We start from the raw sequence: 679 nt of genomic DNA, 5'->3' as shown, positions 1-679 counted from the left end.
ATGATTTTGAATTTGAATTTGATTACGATTATTCACTTGTTAATCAATCTATCATGATTGAGCGGTTTTTAATCACAAGAGTTATCCATAATATCATCTACAACTCTGTTTTACATAACGAAAAGGGTTGCACAATAAGAATCAACTTATTCAAAAAAGATACAAATGTAATTGTCGAAATCAAAGATAATGGACAGGGAGCTTCACCAGAAAAAATTGCTGAACTTAATGAATTATCTTTTAAAAATATTGATATTTCTAAAATTAGAACGACTGGCATTGGTCTAAAAATTTCAAAACAAATTGTTGATTTGCATCAGGGCTCTATTTCGTTTGCTAGTGTCCAAAATGAATTCTTTGAAAGTATCATTTCACTTCCGATTTTCAACATTACCAATTAGATAAAAAAATGGAGAAGAACCATTAGAGTCTTCTCCATTTTATTCATCTTATCTTCCACTTATACCCTGTCCGACCCGCCAAAACAAGTAAGGCAAGATTTTGAGTTCTATGAATAAATTTTTTAAATCTTATAACCTTGATTTAATAGGGTTTTAAGACTTTTGAATCTTGCAAAATAGACTCATTTTTCAAATTTTAGTAAATTTTTGGTAACTCATCTTTCTCTCTTAAATAACTACTTCCATAAATAGTGAGTCAATAATCTTATTTCTCAGTC

1 protein-coding gene is annotated in these 679 nt (G+C 28.9%); it reads left to right on the top strand.

Annotated elements, in window-relative coordinates; all coding sequences use genetic code 11:
* Positions 1-401 (top strand): sensor histidine kinase (locus tag ADM33_RS10330; protein ID WP_049505052.1); only part of this gene is annotated, 401 nt, incomplete at its 5' end.
* Positions 402-679: the final 278 nt, after the last annotated feature.

The sequence above is a fragment of the Streptococcus oralis genome (assembly GCF_001075875.1).
Taxonomy (GTDB): domain Bacteria; phylum Bacillota; class Bacilli; order Lactobacillales; family Streptococcaceae; genus Streptococcus; species Streptococcus oralis_I.
The sequence above is the reverse complement of the archived record's forward strand: the minus strand, read 5'-3'. Positions and strand labels throughout refer to the sequence as shown.